General features: G+C 71.9%; 15 protein-coding genes. 8 read left to right on the top strand and 7 right to left on the bottom strand.

The window, feature by feature from the left end; all coding sequences use genetic code 11:
• Positions 1-76 precede the first annotated feature (76 nt).
• Entirely contained in the window at positions 77-994 is a 918-nt protein-coding gene (gene pheA, locus G6N10_RS13975; protein ID WP_085101264.1) for a prephenate dehydratase, read from the top strand.
• Position 995: 1 nt separating this feature from the next.
• Positions 996-1,733 (top strand): histidine phosphatase family protein, encoded by a 738-nt coding sequence (locus tag G6N10_RS13980; RefSeq protein WP_085101261.1) that lies wholly within the window; start codon positions 996-998, stop codon positions 1,731-1,733.
• Here the strand turns inward: G6N10_RS13980 and G6N10_RS13985 are convergent.
• A complete protein-coding gene (locus G6N10_RS13985) occupies positions 1,730-2,083 on the bottom strand; it encodes a metallopeptidase family protein (RefSeq protein ID WP_085101258.1) in 354 nt (117 codons plus the stop codon). The genes G6N10_RS13980 and G6N10_RS13985 overlap by 4 nt on opposite strands.
• Positions 2,084-2,088: 5 nt before the next feature.
• A complete protein-coding gene (locus G6N10_RS13990) occupies positions 2,089-3,507 on the bottom strand; it encodes a septum formation family protein (protein WP_407664028.1) in 1,419 nt (472 codons plus the stop codon).
• 426 nt (positions 3,508-3,933) lie between these two features.
• Here G6N10_RS13990 and serS point away from each other — a divergent pair, with 426 nt between their 5' ends.
• Both serS and G6N10_RS14000 read left to right on the top strand, forming a co-directional pair.
• A complete protein-coding gene (serS, locus tag G6N10_RS13995) occupies positions 3,934-5,184 on the top strand; it encodes a serine--tRNA ligase (protein ID WP_085095658.1) in 1,251 nt (416 codons plus the stop codon).
• The gene (locus G6N10_RS14000) at positions 5,181-5,990 is read left to right on the top strand and encodes a DUF5718 family protein (RefSeq protein WP_085095656.1); all 810 of its coding nucleotides are present in this window, start codon (positions 5,181-5,183) and stop codon (positions 5,988-5,990) included. The genes serS and G6N10_RS14000 overlap by 4 nt, the downstream gene beginning before the upstream one ends.
• A gap of 16 nt (positions 5,991-6,006) precedes the next feature.
• Here the strand turns inward: G6N10_RS14000 and G6N10_RS14005 are convergent, their stop codons facing one another.
• The 3 genes from G6N10_RS14005 to G6N10_RS14015 all read right to left on the bottom strand — a co-directional run bounded on the left by G6N10_RS14005 (position 6,007) and on the right by G6N10_RS14015 (position 8,723).
• Complete coding sequence (locus G6N10_RS14005) at positions 6,007-6,348, bottom strand: hypothetical protein (protein WP_085095654.1); 342 nt, start codon at positions 6,346-6,348, stop codon at positions 6,007-6,009.
• On the bottom strand, positions 6,345-7,895 hold the full coding sequence (locus tag G6N10_RS14010; RefSeq protein WP_085095652.1) for a Rieske 2Fe-2S domain-containing protein: 1,551 nt from the start codon (positions 7,893-7,895) through the stop codon (positions 6,345-6,347). Before G6N10_RS14010 ends, G6N10_RS14005 begins: the two co-directional genes overlap by 4 nt.
• 99 nt (positions 7,896-7,994) lie before the next feature.
• Entirely contained in the window at positions 7,995-8,723 is a 729-nt protein-coding gene (locus tag G6N10_RS14015) for a DUF3298 domain-containing protein (protein WP_163742454.1), read from the bottom strand.
• 122 nt (positions 8,724-8,845) lie between these two features.
• Between G6N10_RS14015 and G6N10_RS14020 the strand changes: the two genes are divergently transcribed.
• The 3 genes from G6N10_RS14020 (at position 8,846) to G6N10_RS14030 (ending at position 11,983) form a co-directional block, all read left to right on the top strand.
• Positions 8,846-10,018: a hypothetical protein gene (locus G6N10_RS14020; protein WP_163742458.1), complete on the top strand. Its 1,173-nt coding sequence runs from the start codon at positions 8,846-8,848 to the stop codon at positions 10,016-10,018.
• Positions 10,019-10,361: 343 nt separating this feature from the next.
• Positions 10,362-11,135, top strand: coding sequence for a lysophospholipid acyltransferase family protein (locus G6N10_RS14025; RefSeq protein WP_085095646.1), 774 nt, complete (start codon positions 10,362-10,364; stop codon positions 11,133-11,135).
• A gap of 8 nt (positions 11,136-11,143) precedes the next feature.
• Complete coding sequence (locus tag G6N10_RS14030) at positions 11,144-11,983, top strand: Cof-type HAD-IIB family hydrolase (protein WP_085095644.1); 840 nt, start codon at positions 11,144-11,146, stop codon at positions 11,981-11,983.
• Between the two features lie 9 nt (positions 11,984-11,992).
• Here G6N10_RS14030 and G6N10_RS14035 read toward each other — a convergent pair whose 3' ends face one another.
• Together G6N10_RS14035 and G6N10_RS14040 are read right to left on the bottom strand one after the other, a co-directional pair.
• Positions 11,993-13,603 carry an N-acetylmuramoyl-L-alanine amidase gene (locus tag G6N10_RS14035; protein WP_407663983.1) on the bottom strand — a complete coding sequence of 537 codons (1,611 nt, stop codon included), beginning with the start codon at positions 13,601-13,603 and terminating at the stop codon, positions 11,993-11,995.
• 134 nt (positions 13,604-13,737) lie between these two features.
• Entirely contained in the window at positions 13,738-14,778 is a 1,041-nt protein-coding gene (locus G6N10_RS14040; RefSeq protein WP_085095640.1) for a hypothetical protein, read from the bottom strand.
• Positions 14,779-14,997: 219 nt separating this feature from the next.
• Between G6N10_RS14040 and glf the strand changes: the two genes are divergently transcribed.
• On the top strand, positions 14,998-16,203 hold the full coding sequence (gene glf, locus G6N10_RS14045; protein ID WP_085095638.1) for a UDP-galactopyranose mutase: 1,206 nt from the start codon (positions 14,998-15,000) through the stop codon (positions 16,201-16,203).
• The last annotated feature ends 5 nt before the right edge of the window (positions 16,204-16,208 follow it).

Genomic DNA, 16,208 nt, shown 5'->3' on the forward strand with positions numbered 1-16,208 from the left:
CTCCTCTCGTTAAGTAAGGCTAACCTAAGCATAAATTGAGGCGGGCGCAAGGCCCAACGGATTAGGGTCTGTAGCTGTGGCGCGCATCGCATACCTGGGCCCGGCGGGCACCTTCACCGAGGCCGCGCTGATCCGGCTGGTCGCCGACGGCCTGATCCCCGGCGCCGGGCCGGCCGAGCCGCTGCCGCTGGACAGCACGCCGGCCGCGCTGGAGGCGGTCCGCACCGGGGCGGCCGAGTTCGCCTGCGTGCCGATCGAGAACTCCATCGAGGGGTCGGTGCTGCCGACGATGGACGCCCTGGAGGCCGGGGCGCCGCTGCAGATCTTCGCCGAGCTCACCCTCGATGTCGCGTTCTCCATCGTGGTCGCCGCCGGCCGCGACGCCGCCGATGTGCGCAGCGTGGCGGCCTTCCCGGTCGCCGCCGCGCAGGTGCGGCGCTGGCTGGCCGAACGGCTGCCCGGCGCCACCGTCGTCCCGGCGATCTCCAACGCCGGCGCGGCGCTCGACGTCGTCGACGGCCGGGCCGACGCCGGGGTCTCCACGGCGCTGGCCGCCGCCCGCTACGGGCTGGCCACCCTGGCCGACGGCGTGGTCGACGAACCCAACGCCCGGACCCGGTTCGTGCTGGTCGGGCGCCCCGCGCCGCCGCCGGCGCGCACCGGCGCCGACCGCACCTCGCTGGTGCTGCGGATGGCCAACGAACCGGGCGGGCTGGCCGCGGCGCTGTCCGAGCTCGGCATGCGCGGCATCGACCTGACCCGGATTGAATCGCGGCCCACCCGTCGTCAACTGGGTACCTACGTGTTCTTCGTCGACTTCATCGGCCACGTCGACGACGAGGCGGTCGCCGAGGCGCTCAAGGCGCTACACCGGCGCTGCGCGGAGGTGCGCTACCTGGGGTCCTGGCCGGTGGACAACCCGGCCGGCGCGACCCCGCCGCGGCTGGACGAGGCCGACCGGTGGCTGGATCGGCTGCGCAGGGGCGACCGGTGAGATGAGCGGGCGTCTGCTGCTGGTCCGGCACGGCCAGTCCTACGGCAACATCGACCGCCGGCTCGACACCCGGCCGCCGGGCGCCGAGCTCACCCCGCTGGGCCGCGAGCAGGCCCGCAACTTCGCCCGGCTGCGGCCCGAGGCGCCCCGCCTGCTGGTGCATTCGCTGGCGGTGCGCGCCGTGCAGACCGCCACCGAGATGGGCGACGTCGCCGGGATCGGGGCGCTGGAGGTCGACGGCATCCACGAGGTGCAGGCCGGTGACCTGGAGGGACGCAACGACGACGCCGCGCACGACGAGTTCCGCCGGGTCTGCCTGCGCTGGCACCTCGGCGAGCTGGACGTGCCGATGCCCGGCGGGGAGAGCGGCGCGCATGTGCTCGACCGGTTCGTCCCGGTGCTCACCGAGCTGCGGCTGCGCTACCTCGACGACGAGGCCTGGACCGGCGACATCGTCGTGGTCAGCCACGGCGCCGCGATCCGGCTGGTGGCCTCGGCGCTGTCCGGGGTGGACCGCGGGTTCGCCGCCGACAACCACCTGGCCAACACCGATGCGGTGGCGCTGGCGCCGATCGCCGACGGCCGGTGGAGCTGCGTGCAGTGGGGCGCGTTGGTGCCGCCGTTCGCCCCGGAGCCGCCGGACGCCCCGGAATCTTCGGGTGCCGCCGCGCCACCGCCGGGCTCTGCGGCGTCGCCGGAGCCCGCCCGGGCCGACGAGCGGCCCGACCCGATGGGCTAGCCCCAGCCGAGTTCGTGCAGCCGGTCGTCGTCGATGCCGAAGTGGTGCGCGATCTCGTGGATGACGGTGATCGCCACCTCCTCGACGACCTCGTCCTCGGCCTCGCACATCTGCAGCAGCGCACCCCGGTAGATGGTGATGGTGTCCGGCAGCGCGCCGGCGTAGGTGGAGAAATCCCGCTCGGTCAGCGCGATGCCCTCGTACAGGCCCAGCAGCTCGGGTTCCTCCGGGTGCAGCTCCTCGACCAGTACCACCACGTTGTCCAGCGCCGCGGCCAGCCGCGGCGGGATCAGGTCCAGCGCGTCACCGACGAGTTCCTCGAACCGCCGGTCGGTCATGCGTACCGGCATCGCCGCTAGGGCGCCGGCCCCGGCGGCGGCCCGGGCGGCGGGGGTCCCGGCGGCGGCAGCTCACCCGGCGGCGGGGGCGGCGGGGCTCCGGGCGGCGGCGCGTCACCGGGCGGCGGGGGCGGCGGCGGCCCACCGGGCGGCGGACCCTCCATCGGCGCCTGCTCCGGCGGCGGCGGAGCACCGGGCGGCGGCGGGTTGAACGTGTTGCCCTGGGCCGGCGGGGCGGGGCGCTCGGCGGTCGGGGACGGCGCCGTCGCGGTCTGACCGGGCATGTGCTGGTTGCTGTTCCCGGTGTTGCCGCTCTGGGACTGCGAACCCTGGGACTGCGAACCGGTGTCGTACTGCGGGGAGTAGGTCACCACCGGCGGCACCACGACCGGCGGCTGGTTCAGCCGTTCGGCCGGGATGTCCGGCGGCGGGATCGGCGGCTGACCGTTGATCAGCAGCGGGCCCTTGGCGCTGTTGACCAGCGTCGCCCAGCCGCCGTTGCCCAGCGTCGCACCGATCCGGCAGGCCACCTGGTGGCTGCCGGCCGACCAGCTCGGCAGCGAGATGGTCTTGTAGAACAGCGTCAGGGTGGTGGCCCGGAACGCGACCGGATCCAGGTAGTCGTCGGTCATCTTGGTGCACAGTTCCTTGATGAACGCGTCCTGGTCCTTGTCGTCGGGCAGCCCGCCGGGGAACTTCTCCGACAGGTTCACCACGCCGGTGATCTCCACGGCGTGCGCCTCGCTGCAGTCCACCGGGCTGTCGGTGGGCTGGTTGGTGGTCGGCGCGACGCCCAGGCAGGTGCCGGCCGGCCAGACCTTGGACTGGTCGCCCTCGGCCACCTTGCCGGTGAAGGCCAGCTGGGTGCCGGCCCGGTCGGGCAGCTGCAGGCCGCACAGCACCCGGCGCTCGCCCGCGGACCGCCAGGCGTCCTCACCGGGCCAGAGCATGCTGACGGTGAACCGGCCCTCCGGGTCGTAGCGCGGCCCCAGGTAGTTGCGGACCGCGACCTGGCACTGCTCGGAGACGATCTGCTGCACCCGCGGCGCCGAGGGCGGCGGCGCATCCGGGCCGTACTCCGAGCCCGGGAAGGTCTTCATGTCGATCGCCTCGGCCACCTCGAACAGGTGGTCCTGGGAGCAGTCGACGACGACCGCGTGGTCCGGGGATTCGGTCCAGGTCAGGCAGTCCCCGGCGACGGCCTTGTTGAAGGTGTCGGTGCCGCGCCCGGCCGGGGTGACCGCGTTCTTGATGCCGAGCAGGTCGCCGTTGCCGGTGACCGGCAGCGCCGTCACCACGCCGGCGATCAGCAGCCCGCCCAGCGCGGTGAGCAGCAGGATCCGCCGGGCCGAGGTGGGCTGCAGGGTGCGGCGCCAGGCGCCGCGCGGGGCCGCCTCGGCTTGCAGGTCGTCGGCGGGCAGGTCGTCGGCTTGCAGGTCGTCGGCATGGACGTCCTCGGCGGGCAGGTCGTCGGCGGGCGCCTTCTCGGCCGGCCGCTTGGTGACCGACACCGTCGGGGCGGCCGTCTCGGCCTCGGGCTCGAACTCCGCCTCATCGTCGTCGTCGGGGTATTCCCAGACGTCGTCGGTGGAGCGGGTCTGCAGCGCGGCATCCTCGGCCGCGCCGTCGGCGTCGGCGGGTGCGGTGTCGGCGGGCGCGATGTTTTCGGGCGCGGACTCGGGTGCCGCCTCGGGCGCCGTCTCGGACGCGGCGGTCTCGTCGGGGTCGCGGGCGCTGTCCGATGCGGGGGCGTCGTCGGAGGCGCCGGCGTCGTCGGAGTTCAGGGAATCGGACATCCCGACCATTGTGACAGGCGGGTCCGGGCTGTCCCACTGTTGCGGACAAAAGTAGGGTTGGCGGGCGTGATCGACCTCAAGTTGCTCCGTGAAGACCCGGACCGGGTGCGCCGGTCGCAGATCAGCCGCGGGGAGGATCCCGCGCTGGTCGACACCCTGCTGTCGGCCGACGCGGCCCGGCGCGCCGCGATCGCCTCCGCCGACGCGCTGCGCGCCGAGCAGAAGACGGTCAGCCGGGACGTCAAAACCGCCTCCGCCGACGACCGCCCCGCCGTGCTGGCCCGCGCAAAGGAACTGTCCGCGCAGGTCAAGGCGTCCGAGGCGGAGCGCGATGAGGCCGAGTCGGCGTTCAACGCCGCGCACCTGGCGATCGGCAACGTGATCATCGACGGGGTGCCCGCCGGCGGCGAGGACGACTTCGTGGTGCTCGACACCGTCGGCCAGCCCCCGGCCATCGACGACCCGCGCGACCACCTGGCGCTCGGGGAGGCGCTCGGGCTGCTGGACATGGAACGCGGCGCCAAGGTGTCCGGCTCGCGGTTCTACTTCCTGACCGGCCGCGGCGCGCTGCTGCAACTGGGGCTGCTGCAACTGGCGGTGCGGGTGGCCACCGAGGCCGGGCTGAGCCTGATGATCCCCCCGGTGCTGGTCAAGCCCGAGGTGATGGGCGGCACCGGCTTCCTCGGGGCGCACGCCGACGAGATCTACCGGCTGCCCGAGGACGACCTCTATCTCGTCGGGACCTCCGAGGTGCCGCTGGCCGGCTATCACTCCGGGGAGATCCTCGACCTGTCCGACGGGCCGCGGCGCTACGCCGGCTGGTCGTCGTGCTTTCGCCGGGAGGCCGGCAGCTACGGCAAGGACACCCGCGGCATCATCCGGGTGCACCAGTTCGACAAGGTCGAGGCCTTCGTCTACTGCCGGCCCGAGGAGGCCGAGGCCGAGCATCAGCGGCTGCTGGAGCTGCAGCGGACCCTGCTGGCCCACATCGAGGTGCCGTACCGGGTGATCGACGTCGCCGCCGGCGACCTGGGCTCCTCGGCCGCCCGCAAGTACGACTGCGAGGCCTGGGTGCCCAGCCAGGGCGCCTACCGCGAGCTGACCTCGACGTCGAACTGCACGACGTTCCAGGCCCGGCGGCTGGCCACCCGCTACCGCGAAGAGAACGGCAAGCCGCAGATCGCGGCGACGCTGAACGGGACGCTGGCCACCACCCGGTGGCTGGTGGCGATCCTGGAGAACCACCAGCGGTCCGACGGCAGCGTCGCGGTGCCCGCCGCCCTGGTGCCCTACGTCGGTGCGGAGGTGCTGTCGTGATCGAGCTGGATCTGCCGGAGATGCGGACCTGGGCCGGATTCGGGGTGGCCGGCAACTTCGCCGGGCACCTGGAGCAGGCCGGCGAGGCCGTCGACTTCGCCGGCGTGGTCTCCGAGGGCGAGGCGCCCAAGGGCATCTTCCCCTGGTACCTGCCGGGCGGGCCGGGCCTGCTCGGCCAGTTCCCGCTGTCCACGTCGCGGCTGCGCACGCCGGAGGCCAACGCCGACGGCAGCCCGCTGAACCTGCAGATCGAACCCGAGGTCGGGCTGGCCTGCCGGATCGCCTGGGACGGCGACACGGTGGCCGCGCTGGAGCCGTTCGCGCTCGGCGCGTTCAACGACTGCTCGATCCGCCGGCCCGGCGCGCCGAAGATCAGCGACAAGAAGAACTGGGGACCGGACTCCAAGGGCGTGGCCCCGCGGTTCTTCGAGATCTCCGACCTGTCCCCGACCGGCCCGACGTCGAAGCTGCGGCTGGAGTGCCTGCTGGAGCGTGGCGACGGGCAGCGGCACGCCTACGGGGTGAACAGCCCGCTGCAGGGCTACTCCTACTTCGGCCAGCGGCTGCTGGACTGGATCGTCGACCGGCTGGCCAACCAGAAGGGCTCGCCGGACACCCCGCTGGAGGATGTCGGCGCGCTGCTGGTCGCGGCCGGGCGGCCCACCCATGCGCTGATCGGCATCGGCGCGACCCGCTACACCGAGCTGGGTGCGAGCACCTACCTGCGGCCGGGGGACACCGCGATCGTCCGGGTCTACGAGGAGGACGTGCCGGCCGCCTCGGTGCTGGAGCAGACCGTCAGCTGAGGGCGGCACGGGGCCGTCAGGGCAGCTCCGGCAGCACCTCGGTGAGCCGCTCGACGAACTCCTCCGGGCGCACCGGGGTGAAGGCCGGGTGCCACCAGCCGTCGTCGAGCTCCACGGTGACCAGCGTGCTGCGGCTGGGCCGGGCCAGGTCCATCGGCAGCCAGCGACGCAGATCCGAACTGCCCCACAGCCGGTAGCGGTTCACCCAGTTCAGCGGCTCGGCCCGCCAGCGCCGAATCGCGCCCAGCGGAATGACTTTCGAGGTGCCCGACGGAAAGTGGTAGCGCCGCAGCGTGATTGCCCGGCCGTCCAGCTGGATCAGGCCGTCGTCGTAGGGCCTTGGCGGCGCGGTGCTCACAGCTTCTTCGATCGCAGTTCGTGGCCCTTGGAGGTCAGGCAGCGGCCGTTGTCCAGGTTCCACTGCCAGCCGTGCAGGTTGCAGGTCAGGGTGTTGCCCTCGATGATCCCGAACTTGGACAGATCGGCCAGCAGGTGCGGGCAGCGGCGCTGAATCTCCCAGCCGTCCTTTTCGATCGACGCCGAATCGTCGTGCGCCTCGGCGAACCAGCCGTCGGCGTAGGCGATCCGCTCGTCGGTCAGGCACTTGAAGAAGGTGTACAGGTACTCGTTGTAGCCGCCGACCCGCCAGGCCTTGAACCGGGTGGACAGGAAGATGGTGTTGACCCAGTCCGGTTCGTCGTCGCGCAGCACGGTGCGCACCAGCTCGGGCGCGATCTCGAAGCCGTAGCGGAACTTCTCGTCCGGAATCGTTTCGCGGACAGCGCGTTTCGGGAAGTCCAGCACCACGGTCTCGCCGCCCAGACGCAGCTCAACCGGGTAGCCGATGCCGTCGCAGATCTGATCGGACTGCACCATGATCGGCTCGAACCGCTCCCGCAGCGGCTCCAGCAGTGAATCCCCTTCGGCGGGTGCCCAATTGGCCTTCTCGGCGGCCAGCACCGGGGCCATCCGCTGGGCGTAGTCCGCGATGTAATCGGCCTTGCCGGTGGTGAAGATCGCCTCGACCTGGTCGGTGGGCAGCGGGTGGGTCAGCGAAAGCAGCTCGGTTCCTTGGAAATCCGCGGCACTGCCGGGGATCATCAGCAGGCCGCCGTCGTGACCGTTGCGCCGCATCTGGTCCAGGAACACCATCTGGTCGGGGAAAATGTTGGCCGGGTCGCCGTGATCGTCGTTGAGGAAGCGCAGCTCCGGGTCCAGGAAGCACGGCGGGCCGGCCGACGGGATCACCCAGGTCGCGCCGACCTGCGCGATGTATTGCCGGCAGCGGTCCATCTGGCGCTGGCGCTTCTGCACCCCGAACGCCTCCTTGGCGCGCTCGGGCATGTCGTAGACCATCGGGTACCAGATCGCCCCGGAGTACTGCAGCGCGTGCACATCGACGTGGCCGAACTCGGCGGCCACCATGTCCAGCTCGATCGGCCGGGCGTCGTTCATGTTGAACAGCACGGTCTGGCCGTCGGAGACCACCAGGCCGGAGTCGCCGATCGGCCCGTCGGCCGGCGAGCGCAGCGCGATGATCATCACGTCGAGCTCGCCCTTGGGGCCGCTGACGGTGTGCTTGACCGAGTTGGTGGTCTCGAAGAAGTTGTGGAAGCCCAGCGACTCCAGCTCGCGCCGCAGGTCGGGCACCGGGTAGTCCGGCAGCAGCACCACGGCGTCCTTGTTGACGTGCGCGGTCAGCAGCGCCGGGTCGTAGTGATCCTTGTGCAGGTGCGAGACGTAGAGGTAGTCGCAGTCGCCCAGGGCCGCCCAGTCCAGCTGGGAGTTGTCCGGGAAGACGAACCAGGAGGCGAAGTACGCGGGGTTGACCCACGGGTCGCACAGGATGCTGCCCGCCGTCGTCTCGATCAGGAAGCCGGCATGACCGACGCTGGTGACCTGCACTGATATACCTTCCGAACTGCTCCGAGGATGTCCGGGGGCTGTCCGCGACACCGCATCGAGTTTAACGGTCGACGGATTCGCGGGCGTCGGACAACCGGGTCAGGTCGCGCAGTCGCCGGCGCGCAGCTCCGAGGTCGGGATGCGGGCGACGAACATGCCGGCGTGCACCGGCCCGGTGCGATACGAGGGCAGATAGATCACCAGCTCGTCGCCGTCGAGCAGCCAGGCGCGGTAGCCGTCGGTGTAGCGGGTGTAGTCCGGCAGCTCGGACCGCCCGTCGGTCGGGGTGTAGGTGGACCGCACGTACTTCTTGACCAGTGGTTCCAGTTGCTCCTCGACGGGATCGGTCGAGCAGAACAGGTCGGCCAACGCGAGTTGGCGGCCGGTGTGGCGATCGAAGGTGAAGGTGTCGAGCTCGTCGTTGGGATGCGGGCCGCCCAGATACCAGTCATTGCTGAACAGCACCGAGGTGGTGTTGGGTGCGTCGGTCAGTACCCGGCTGGTCAACCTCGCGCGGCCGTCGCGGATCAGCGCGTCGGCCGGGTGGCCGAATTTGGTGAAGAAATCCCGGAGGAACGCCCGCAGCGGCGGGCCGGTGGTCGGGTCCTCGACCAGCTCGACCGGGAAGTCGGCGCTGATCTCGACGTTGATCTGGTTGGCGTTGGTGGCGGTCGCCGAACATTGCCCGGCTGCGCCGTCCCAGTTCCCGCCCACCTCGGCGCACAGCGCTGCCGAGGGCGAGGGATCGGCGATCGCCGGAGCTGGGCTCGCCGCGACCGCGAGCAGGACCAGAGCCAGGGCTGCTCGCCGGATCCGCGCAAAGTTCACCGCTGAAGTATCTCGCGCGGCCGGGCCGTGCGGGCGCGGAAATTTTCGCGGTGCGCCGCGGGGTGCGGGGTCGATACTGGATCGATGGGCAGCGTCATGACCGAGCGCGGGATCCGGTAGCGGTGACGGCCCGGGTGTTGCGGGGGATCGCGGTCGCCGCGGTGGTGGTGATGCTGGCGGCCTGTCAGCCGTCCTCGGGCACCCCGGCGGAAACCACCCCGGCATCGGCTGCCGCGCCGGATCAGTCCGCAGTGTTCTTCCCGGGGCCGGCGGACTCCTACGGGGTCACAGTGGACCAGACCGATCGCGAGCACCTGGCGCAGTTGTATGCGCTGCGCCAGATCGACCCGTGCGGCTTCATCGCGGCCGAGGCTTTCCCCGACCGCACTCAGCCGGCGCTGCACGGCGACTACAGCTACACCTACAACTCGGTGCCTGCGCTGGTGATCCGCGCTGATCGACGGCGCACTCTTGGCGGCAACGCGTGCGCGGTCGCGTTCCCGGACAGCAAGACCGGGCTGCTGCTGACCGTGTATCCGGGCGACCCCGGCGGTTACACCGGCCCGGCGCCGTTCACCCCCGATCCCGAGCACCCGGGGGTGACCAAGACCACCAGCTGGGGCAAGTGCACGTACCGGGTGCGGCTGCCGCTGACCGCGATGGCCGGGGCGCCGGCCTCGATGCAGGATCCGATGCTGCAGCTGGCCCCGATGACCGACGGCCGCTGGGACCTGGGGGACACCACCCGCTGCGACCTGGCCGGGGCGCTGGCCGGCGATGCCGCCGCACAGGTCCGCGACAGCGGCATCCCGGTGCTGGCCGAGCAGAACTCGGTCGCCGCGCGGTATCTGAGCAGCGACCCGTGCGCGGCCGCGGCGGAGCTGTCCGCTCGGGAATTCGCCTGGTCCGACCCGAAGCCGCAGTCGCAGTGGCCCACCACCTGGCGGCACCCCGGTACCTGCGAGCTGCGACTCAGCGGGCAGGGTGGCGCGGTCATCCGGCGCGGCTTGGGGGCCTGGCCGCAGCTGGCCGACGGCGTCGTCGACCCCGCCACCGGGGAGCGGGCGGTCCGCCGCGAGCATGACGGGGTCACCGTGTTCGGCTTCCCCGGCGACGACGGCTGCGGCTCGTTCGCCCTGGCGAAGGCGGCCGACGCGCTGCCGGTGGTCGACGTCGGATCCGGCGCCCCGGGACTGTCCGCACCGACCCCGATCGTCGTGGTCGAGGTGTTCGGCCGCTGCAGCGATCGGATCGCCGACAGCGCGGTGGCAGCGATCAAGCGCGGGACCCGATAGCGGGCCGCGGATTCCGGTGCTGGGGTACCAACGCCGCGGCGGTGAAAACGTTGAACTCAGCTGACGTCCGGCACCGAATCGGGTGGGCGCGCGCCCGCCGCCGGCAGGGGAGTCCGAACCAGAGACCGCCTTGGCGCGGCTGTTGCGCCGACGGCCTGCACAGATGTCCGCTGGGGCGGCCGCCAGATGGATTATCCACTTGGCACCCCTGATTTCACCCCAGTTGTGCAGGCCGGTGGGGGTGACCGGTGCGGCCGGGCCGCCCGGGCGGTGACCGCGCCGGCACCGCGGCACCCGCAACGCCCCTCCCCACCGAACTTCGCCGCGGATTAGGCTCAGGGGCGTGGAACCCGTATACGGCAGCGCGATCCGTCTGGCCCGGTTGATCTGGCGAGTGCAGGGCCTGAAATTCACCGTCACCGGCGTGGAGAACGTGCCGAAGACCGGCGGCGCGGTCATCGCCATCAATCACACCAGCTACTTCGACTTCACCTTCGCCGGGCTGCCGGTCTACCTGCAGGGCGAGGGCCGGCTGATCCGGTTCATGGCCAAGCAGGAGGTCTTCGACCACAAGATCACCGGGCCGATCATGCGCAAGCTGCGGCACATCCCGGTGGACCGGGCCTCCGGCGCGGAGTCGTTCGCCGAGGCCTGCCAGCGGCTGCGCGAGGGTGAGCTCGTCGGGGTGTACCCGGAGGCGACGATCAGCCGCAGCTTCGAGCTCAAGGAGTTCAAGTCGGGCGCCGCCCGGATGGCGGTGGAGGCCAACGTGCCGATCGTGCCGACCATCGTGTGGGGCGCCCAGCGGATCTGGACCAAGGACCACCCGAAGAAGATGTGGCGGCCGAAGGTGCCGATCTCGGTGGCGGTCGGTGAGCCCATCCAGCCGACCCTGCCCGCCCCGGAACTGACCGCCCTGCTGCACTCGCGCATGCAGCACATGCTCGAGCAGGTGCAGGACTCCTACGGACACCCGCCGGGCGAGTACTGGGTGCCCCGCCGGCTCGGCGGCAGCGCGCCGACGATGGCCGAGGCGGCGCAGCTGGACGCCGACGAGCTCGCCGCCCGCGCCGCGGCGCGGGCCCAGCGGGCCGCGGAACACCCCAAGGACCAGTAGCTTTCGGGATGGAACCGAATTTCCGCGAGCCGCAGACCGCGCCCCTGCTGATCGCGACCGATGTGGACGGCACGCTGCTCGACGACGACGAGCGGGTCAGCGACCGCACCCGGGCGGTGCTCGGCGCGGCGATGGCCGACGGCACCCGGTTCGTGCTGGCCACCGGCCGGCCGCCGCGCTGGATCGCGCCCGTCGTCGACGACCTGGGCTTCGCGCCGATGGCGGTCTGCGCCAACGGCGCGGTGATCTACGACCCGGCCGCCGACCGGGTGCTGTCGGTGCGCACCCTGTCGGTCGAGCAGCTGGTCGAGCTCGCCGAGATCGCCGCCGCGGTGATGCCGGGGGCCGGGCTGGCGGTGGAGCGGATCGGCAGCGGGGCGCACGATGCCGTCACCCCGCAGTTCGTCAGCTCGCCGGGCTACCAGCACGCCTGGCTGAACCCGGACAACACCGAGGTGTCGCTGACCGACCTGCTGTCCGCGCCGGCCATCAAGCTGCTGATCCGCCGGGCCGGGGTGAGCAGCGCCGCGATGGCCCGGCAGCTGGCCCCGCACGTCGACGGCCAGGGCGATCTGACCTACAGCACCGACAACGGCCTGATCGAGGTCGTCCCGGCCGGCATCAGCAAGGCGACCGGGATCGCCGAGATCGCCGCGCCGCACGGCATCGGCGCCGAGGAGATCGTGTCGTTCGGGGACATGCCCAACGACATCCCGATGCTGACCTGGGCCGGGCACGGGGTGGCGATGGGCAACGCGCACCCGGAGGTGATGGGCGTCGCCGACGAGGTGACCGCGCGCAACTCCGAGGACGGGCTGGCGCGGGTGCTGGAGCGCTGGTGGGGCTGACCCCGGCGGTCAGCCGACGCTGATCGGGCTGAAGCGTTCCAGCTGCACCGGCGGCCCGCTGTCGGCGGGCGGCGGCAGCAGCACGGCGACCGCGTCGCTGACCCGGGTGACCTGGCCGGTCTCCCGGTCGAAGTTCAGCGTGCCGTGCTGGAAGTTCTGCACCACCCAGAGCGGCTCCTGGATCTCGGCGCTGGTCGGCAGGCCGAGCAGCCCGCGTTCGAAGCCGAGCGAGGCCCAGGCGGCGTAGATGGCGCCGGTCAGCGGCTGGGCGCCGGTGGCCGGGGACCAGTAGACGGCGCCGCGCTCGAAGGTGGCGTAGCGGGCGTCGCCCGCGGCCGCCGATTCCGGTGAGGTGGGCACGCCGAGTGGGCCGGCCGCCCCGCCGGAGGCCAGCCAGCGGGCCCCGATGGCGCCCTCGCGCAGCCGCTCCTCCAGCGTCGGCGGCGCAGGCGGCACATTGAACCGGGCCGCGATGTCGCGGATCTCGTCCATCCGCCCGTAGCCGGCCACGCCCGGGCATTCGGTGATGCCGACGTCGCGGTGGGCGAAGATGGTCGGCAGGGTGGGGGTGGCCCCGGCCGGATAGAACGTGTACGAGCCGCCGGCCGAGGTCAGCGCGACGGTGCCGTGGGGGTCGACGTGCGCCAGCGCCAGCCGCCAGCCGATCAGCCGGCCGGTGTTGCGCAGCTGGATGTCGGTGGGCGGGACGGTCTCGAAGTCGCCGAGCATGGCCACGCCCCAGGTGTCCCGGTTGAAGCCGCCGGTGTGGGAGCCCTCGACCGGGCGGTCCAGGCCGCCGGCCCGGCCCTCGAAGACCTGGCCGTACTTGTCGACCAGCGCGTTGTAGGCCATGTCGCACCAGCCCAGCGTCTGGGTGTGGTACGCGTAGATCGACTGCATGATCGCCACCGAGTCCTGCGGCGAGTAGTCGTTGCTGCCGGCGGTGTGGTGCACGACGGCGGCCTTGACGCCGGCGTCGTAGGCCGGCGGCCCGCAGGCCCGCAGCCGCTCGTCGGCGCCCCACTGCGCGCGGGTGATGACCTGCGGCGCCTGGCCGGGCAGGATCGCCGCGGCCGGCGGGGAGAACGCGCCGTCGGCGGGCGCCTGCGGCGGGGTGATCAGGATGGCGTTGAGGTTGCCGATCGGCTCGTCGACGTTGACCGGGCGGTAGCCCAGGTCGGTGTCGGCCCGCGGCCGGGCGGGCGGGCTGACCGGCGCGCCGGCCGGTCGGGAGACCTTGATCTGCACCGCGGTGGTGCGCCCGACGAAGACCGCGTCGGTGCCGCGCGGGCCGTCGCGGTTGGCGTCGCTGCCGTTGGATTCCAGCGCGTCGGCCTGGTACCAGGGGCCCCAGCCGCCGTCGTCGCGGCGGGCCCGGACCTGTGCGGTGGTGCCGGTGAGGTCGTCGCCGGTCAGCGCGACGACGGAGAACGGCTGCTGCTGGGAGACCTCCCGGACGGTGGTGCCGCCGCCGACGCCGGCCAGCGGCTTGGTCACGACGGTGGCGTCCAGCGCGCGGGGGGCGGGGCGGTCGGTGGGCAGTCCGTTGATCGCCCACGGCACCAGCACGGCCGTCGCCGCCAGGGCAGAGAACAGCAATCGCGGTGCGCGGGACGACACCAGGCAGATGTTACGGATGTGCTAGATGATGACGCTGTTACGACACGGTATTAATGAGGACTATGTGAACAAGTAACGGAACCGCAGGGGAGCCAGCCGCCCTGCGGTTCCGTCTTGTTACAGGTCTGTCCGGATCAGCCGATCGCTGCGGGTGCGACCGCGGCCGCGACCGGGGCGACCGCTGCCGCGGCCTCGGCGGCCGGGGCAACGGCGGCCGGAGCCGCCGCGGCGGCCGGGCCCGCGCTCTTGATGGCGCCCATGATGGTCGGCATCAGCACGCCCTTGAGCAGGTCGACGGCCTGGCCCGCACCCAGCGAGTTGGCCGCGCTGCTCAGATCGCTGATCAGCCCGGGCTTGCTGGCCGGCATGCCGGTGCCCAGTCCGCCCAGCCCGCCCAGCGACGGATCGCCGAGGATCGGGTAGGTGTCGGCGCCCAGCCCGATCGGCGCGGCGATCGGCTGCTCGCCGGGCAGCCCGATCGGGTTGCCGACGCCCAGCGGGCTGGTCAGGTCGGTGGTGCCCAGCCCGATCGGCGCGGTGCCGCCGGGGGTCAGCGCCGGGTTGGCCAGGTCGCCCACGCCCGGGACGGTCAGGCCGGCGGTCGGCCCGCCCGGGGTGGTCAGGCCGGCCGCGTCGGTCAGCCCGGGCACGGTCGCCGCCGCGGTGCCCGCGGGATCGGTCAGGGCCGGGCTGACCAGCCCCGGGGTGGTCAGGTCGGTCACCGACGGGGTCGCCAGGCCCGGAGTGGCCAGGCCGGGCGCGGTGGCCCCCGGCGTGGTCAGGCCGGGGCTGGTCAGGCCCGGCGAGGTCAGGCCCGGGCTGGTGAGGCCGGGGCTGGTCAGACCGGGCGAGGTCAGGCCCGGGCTGGTGAGGCCGGGGCTGGCCAGGCCGGGGGTGGTCAGGCCGGTCAGCGGCTGTGCGCCGGCGGGGTTCACTCCGGTCGGCAGCGGCGGCATGTTGATGCCGAACTGCGACAGGCCCGAGCTCAGCGCGGACAGCAGTTCATTGGGCAGGTCGGTGATGACGGCGGCCTGGGTGAACTCGCGGTGCTGCGGTGCCGGCTGGGAGTCGGCGACAAGTTCGGCGGCCGCGACGGCGGCAAAAGGACTTGCGACGGCCAGGGCGGCGACTGCGCTCATGGCCCTCGAGAGCTTGCGTCGGCGACGGTTCGGCACGGAAGTCTCCTCAATTCGGTTGCGTATCCCGGCGGCGTCAGGTTCGACATCCGGGGACACTGTCGGCGAGATCGATGTTACGAGTGGGATTGGTGTGAATAGAGTGGCGAGACCGGATCGTGAGGGAATCGCGACACAGGGATGTCCGAAGGGTTATCGAGCCGAGTCACGGGCGCGGTGGGACGGCCCCCGCGCGGCGGTCGGATACCCTGACAGCCGATGACTGACAGCTTCGACCTCTTCGTCGTCGGCTCCGGATTCTTCGGCCTGACCATCGCTGAACGGGTGGCCACCCAGTTGGGCAAGCGGGTCTTGGTTGTGGAACGCCGGCCGCACATTGGAGGCAACGCCTACTCCGAGCCGGAACCCGAGACCGGTATCGAGATCCACCGTTACGGTGCGCACCTGTTCCACACCTCGAACACCAGGGTGTGGGACTACGTGCGGGAATTCACCGACTTCACCGGGTACCAGCACCGCGTCTTCGCCATGCACAACGGGCAGTCCTACCAGTTCCCGATGGGGCTGGGCCTGGTGTCGCAGTTCTTCGGCCGGTACTTCTCCCCGGACGAGGCGCGCGCCCTGATCGCCGAGCAGGCCGCCGAGATCGCCACCGCCGACGCGGCGAACCTGGAGGAAAAGGCCATCTCGCTGATCGGCCGCCCGCTGTATGAGGCGTTCGTCAAGGGCTACACCGCCAAGCAGTGGCAGACCGACCCGAAGGACCTGCCCGCCGCGAACATCACCCGGCTGCCGGTGCGCTACACCTTCGACAACCGGTACTTCAACGACACCTACGAGGGCCTGCCGGTCGACGGCTACACCGCCTGGCTGCAGAACATGGCCGCCGACGAGCGCATCGAGGTGCGCACCGACACCGACTGGTTCGACGTCCGCGACGAACTGCGCGCGGCCAACCCGTCGGCGCCGGTGGTTTATACCGGCCCGCTGGACCGCTACTTCGACTACGCCGAGGGCCGGCTGGGCTGGCGGACCCTGGACTTTCAGGTCGAGGTGCTCGACGGCTGCGGTGACTTCCAGGGCACCCCGGTGATGAACTACAACGACCCGGACGTGCCCTACACCCGGATCCACGAGTTCCGGCACTTCCACCCCGAGCGCGAGTACCCGGCCGACAAGACCGTCATCATGCGGGAGTACTCCCGCTTCGCCGATGACGACGACGAGCCCTACTATCCGATCAACACCGAGACCGATCGGTCGCTGCTGGCGGCCTACCGGGCCCGGGCCAAGGCCGAGACGGCCGCGGCGGGCGTGCTGTTCGGTGGCCGGCTGGGCACCTACCAATACCTGGACATGCACATGGCGATCGCCAGCGCGCTGAACATGTACGACAACGTGCTGGCGCCGCACCTGCGCGACGGTGCCTCGCTGTCCGAACCGCGAAACGATGTCAAGGAATGAGCAGC

Origin of the sequence: Mycolicibacterium fallax, from assembly GCF_010726955.1 — a bacterium.
Taxonomy (GTDB): domain Bacteria; phylum Actinomycetota; class Actinomycetes; order Mycobacteriales; family Mycobacteriaceae; genus Mycobacterium; species Mycobacterium fallax.

Coding starts and splice junctions, on each gene's coding strand:
- glf (WP_085095638.1), top strand. CDS start 14,998: ATGACTGACAGCTTCGACCTCTTCGTCGTCGGCTCCGGATTCTTCGGC.
- G6N10_RS14030 (WP_085095644.1), top strand. CDS start 11,144: ATGGAACCGAATTTCCGCGAGCCGCAGACCGCGCCCCTGCTGATCGCG.
- G6N10_RS13985 (WP_085101258.1), bottom strand. CDS start 2,083: ATGCCGGTACGCATGACCGACCGGCGGTTCGAGGAACTCGTCGGTGAC.
- G6N10_RS13980 (WP_085101261.1), top strand. CDS start 996: ATGAGCGGGCGTCTGCTGCTGGTCCGGCACGGCCAGTCCTACGGCAAC.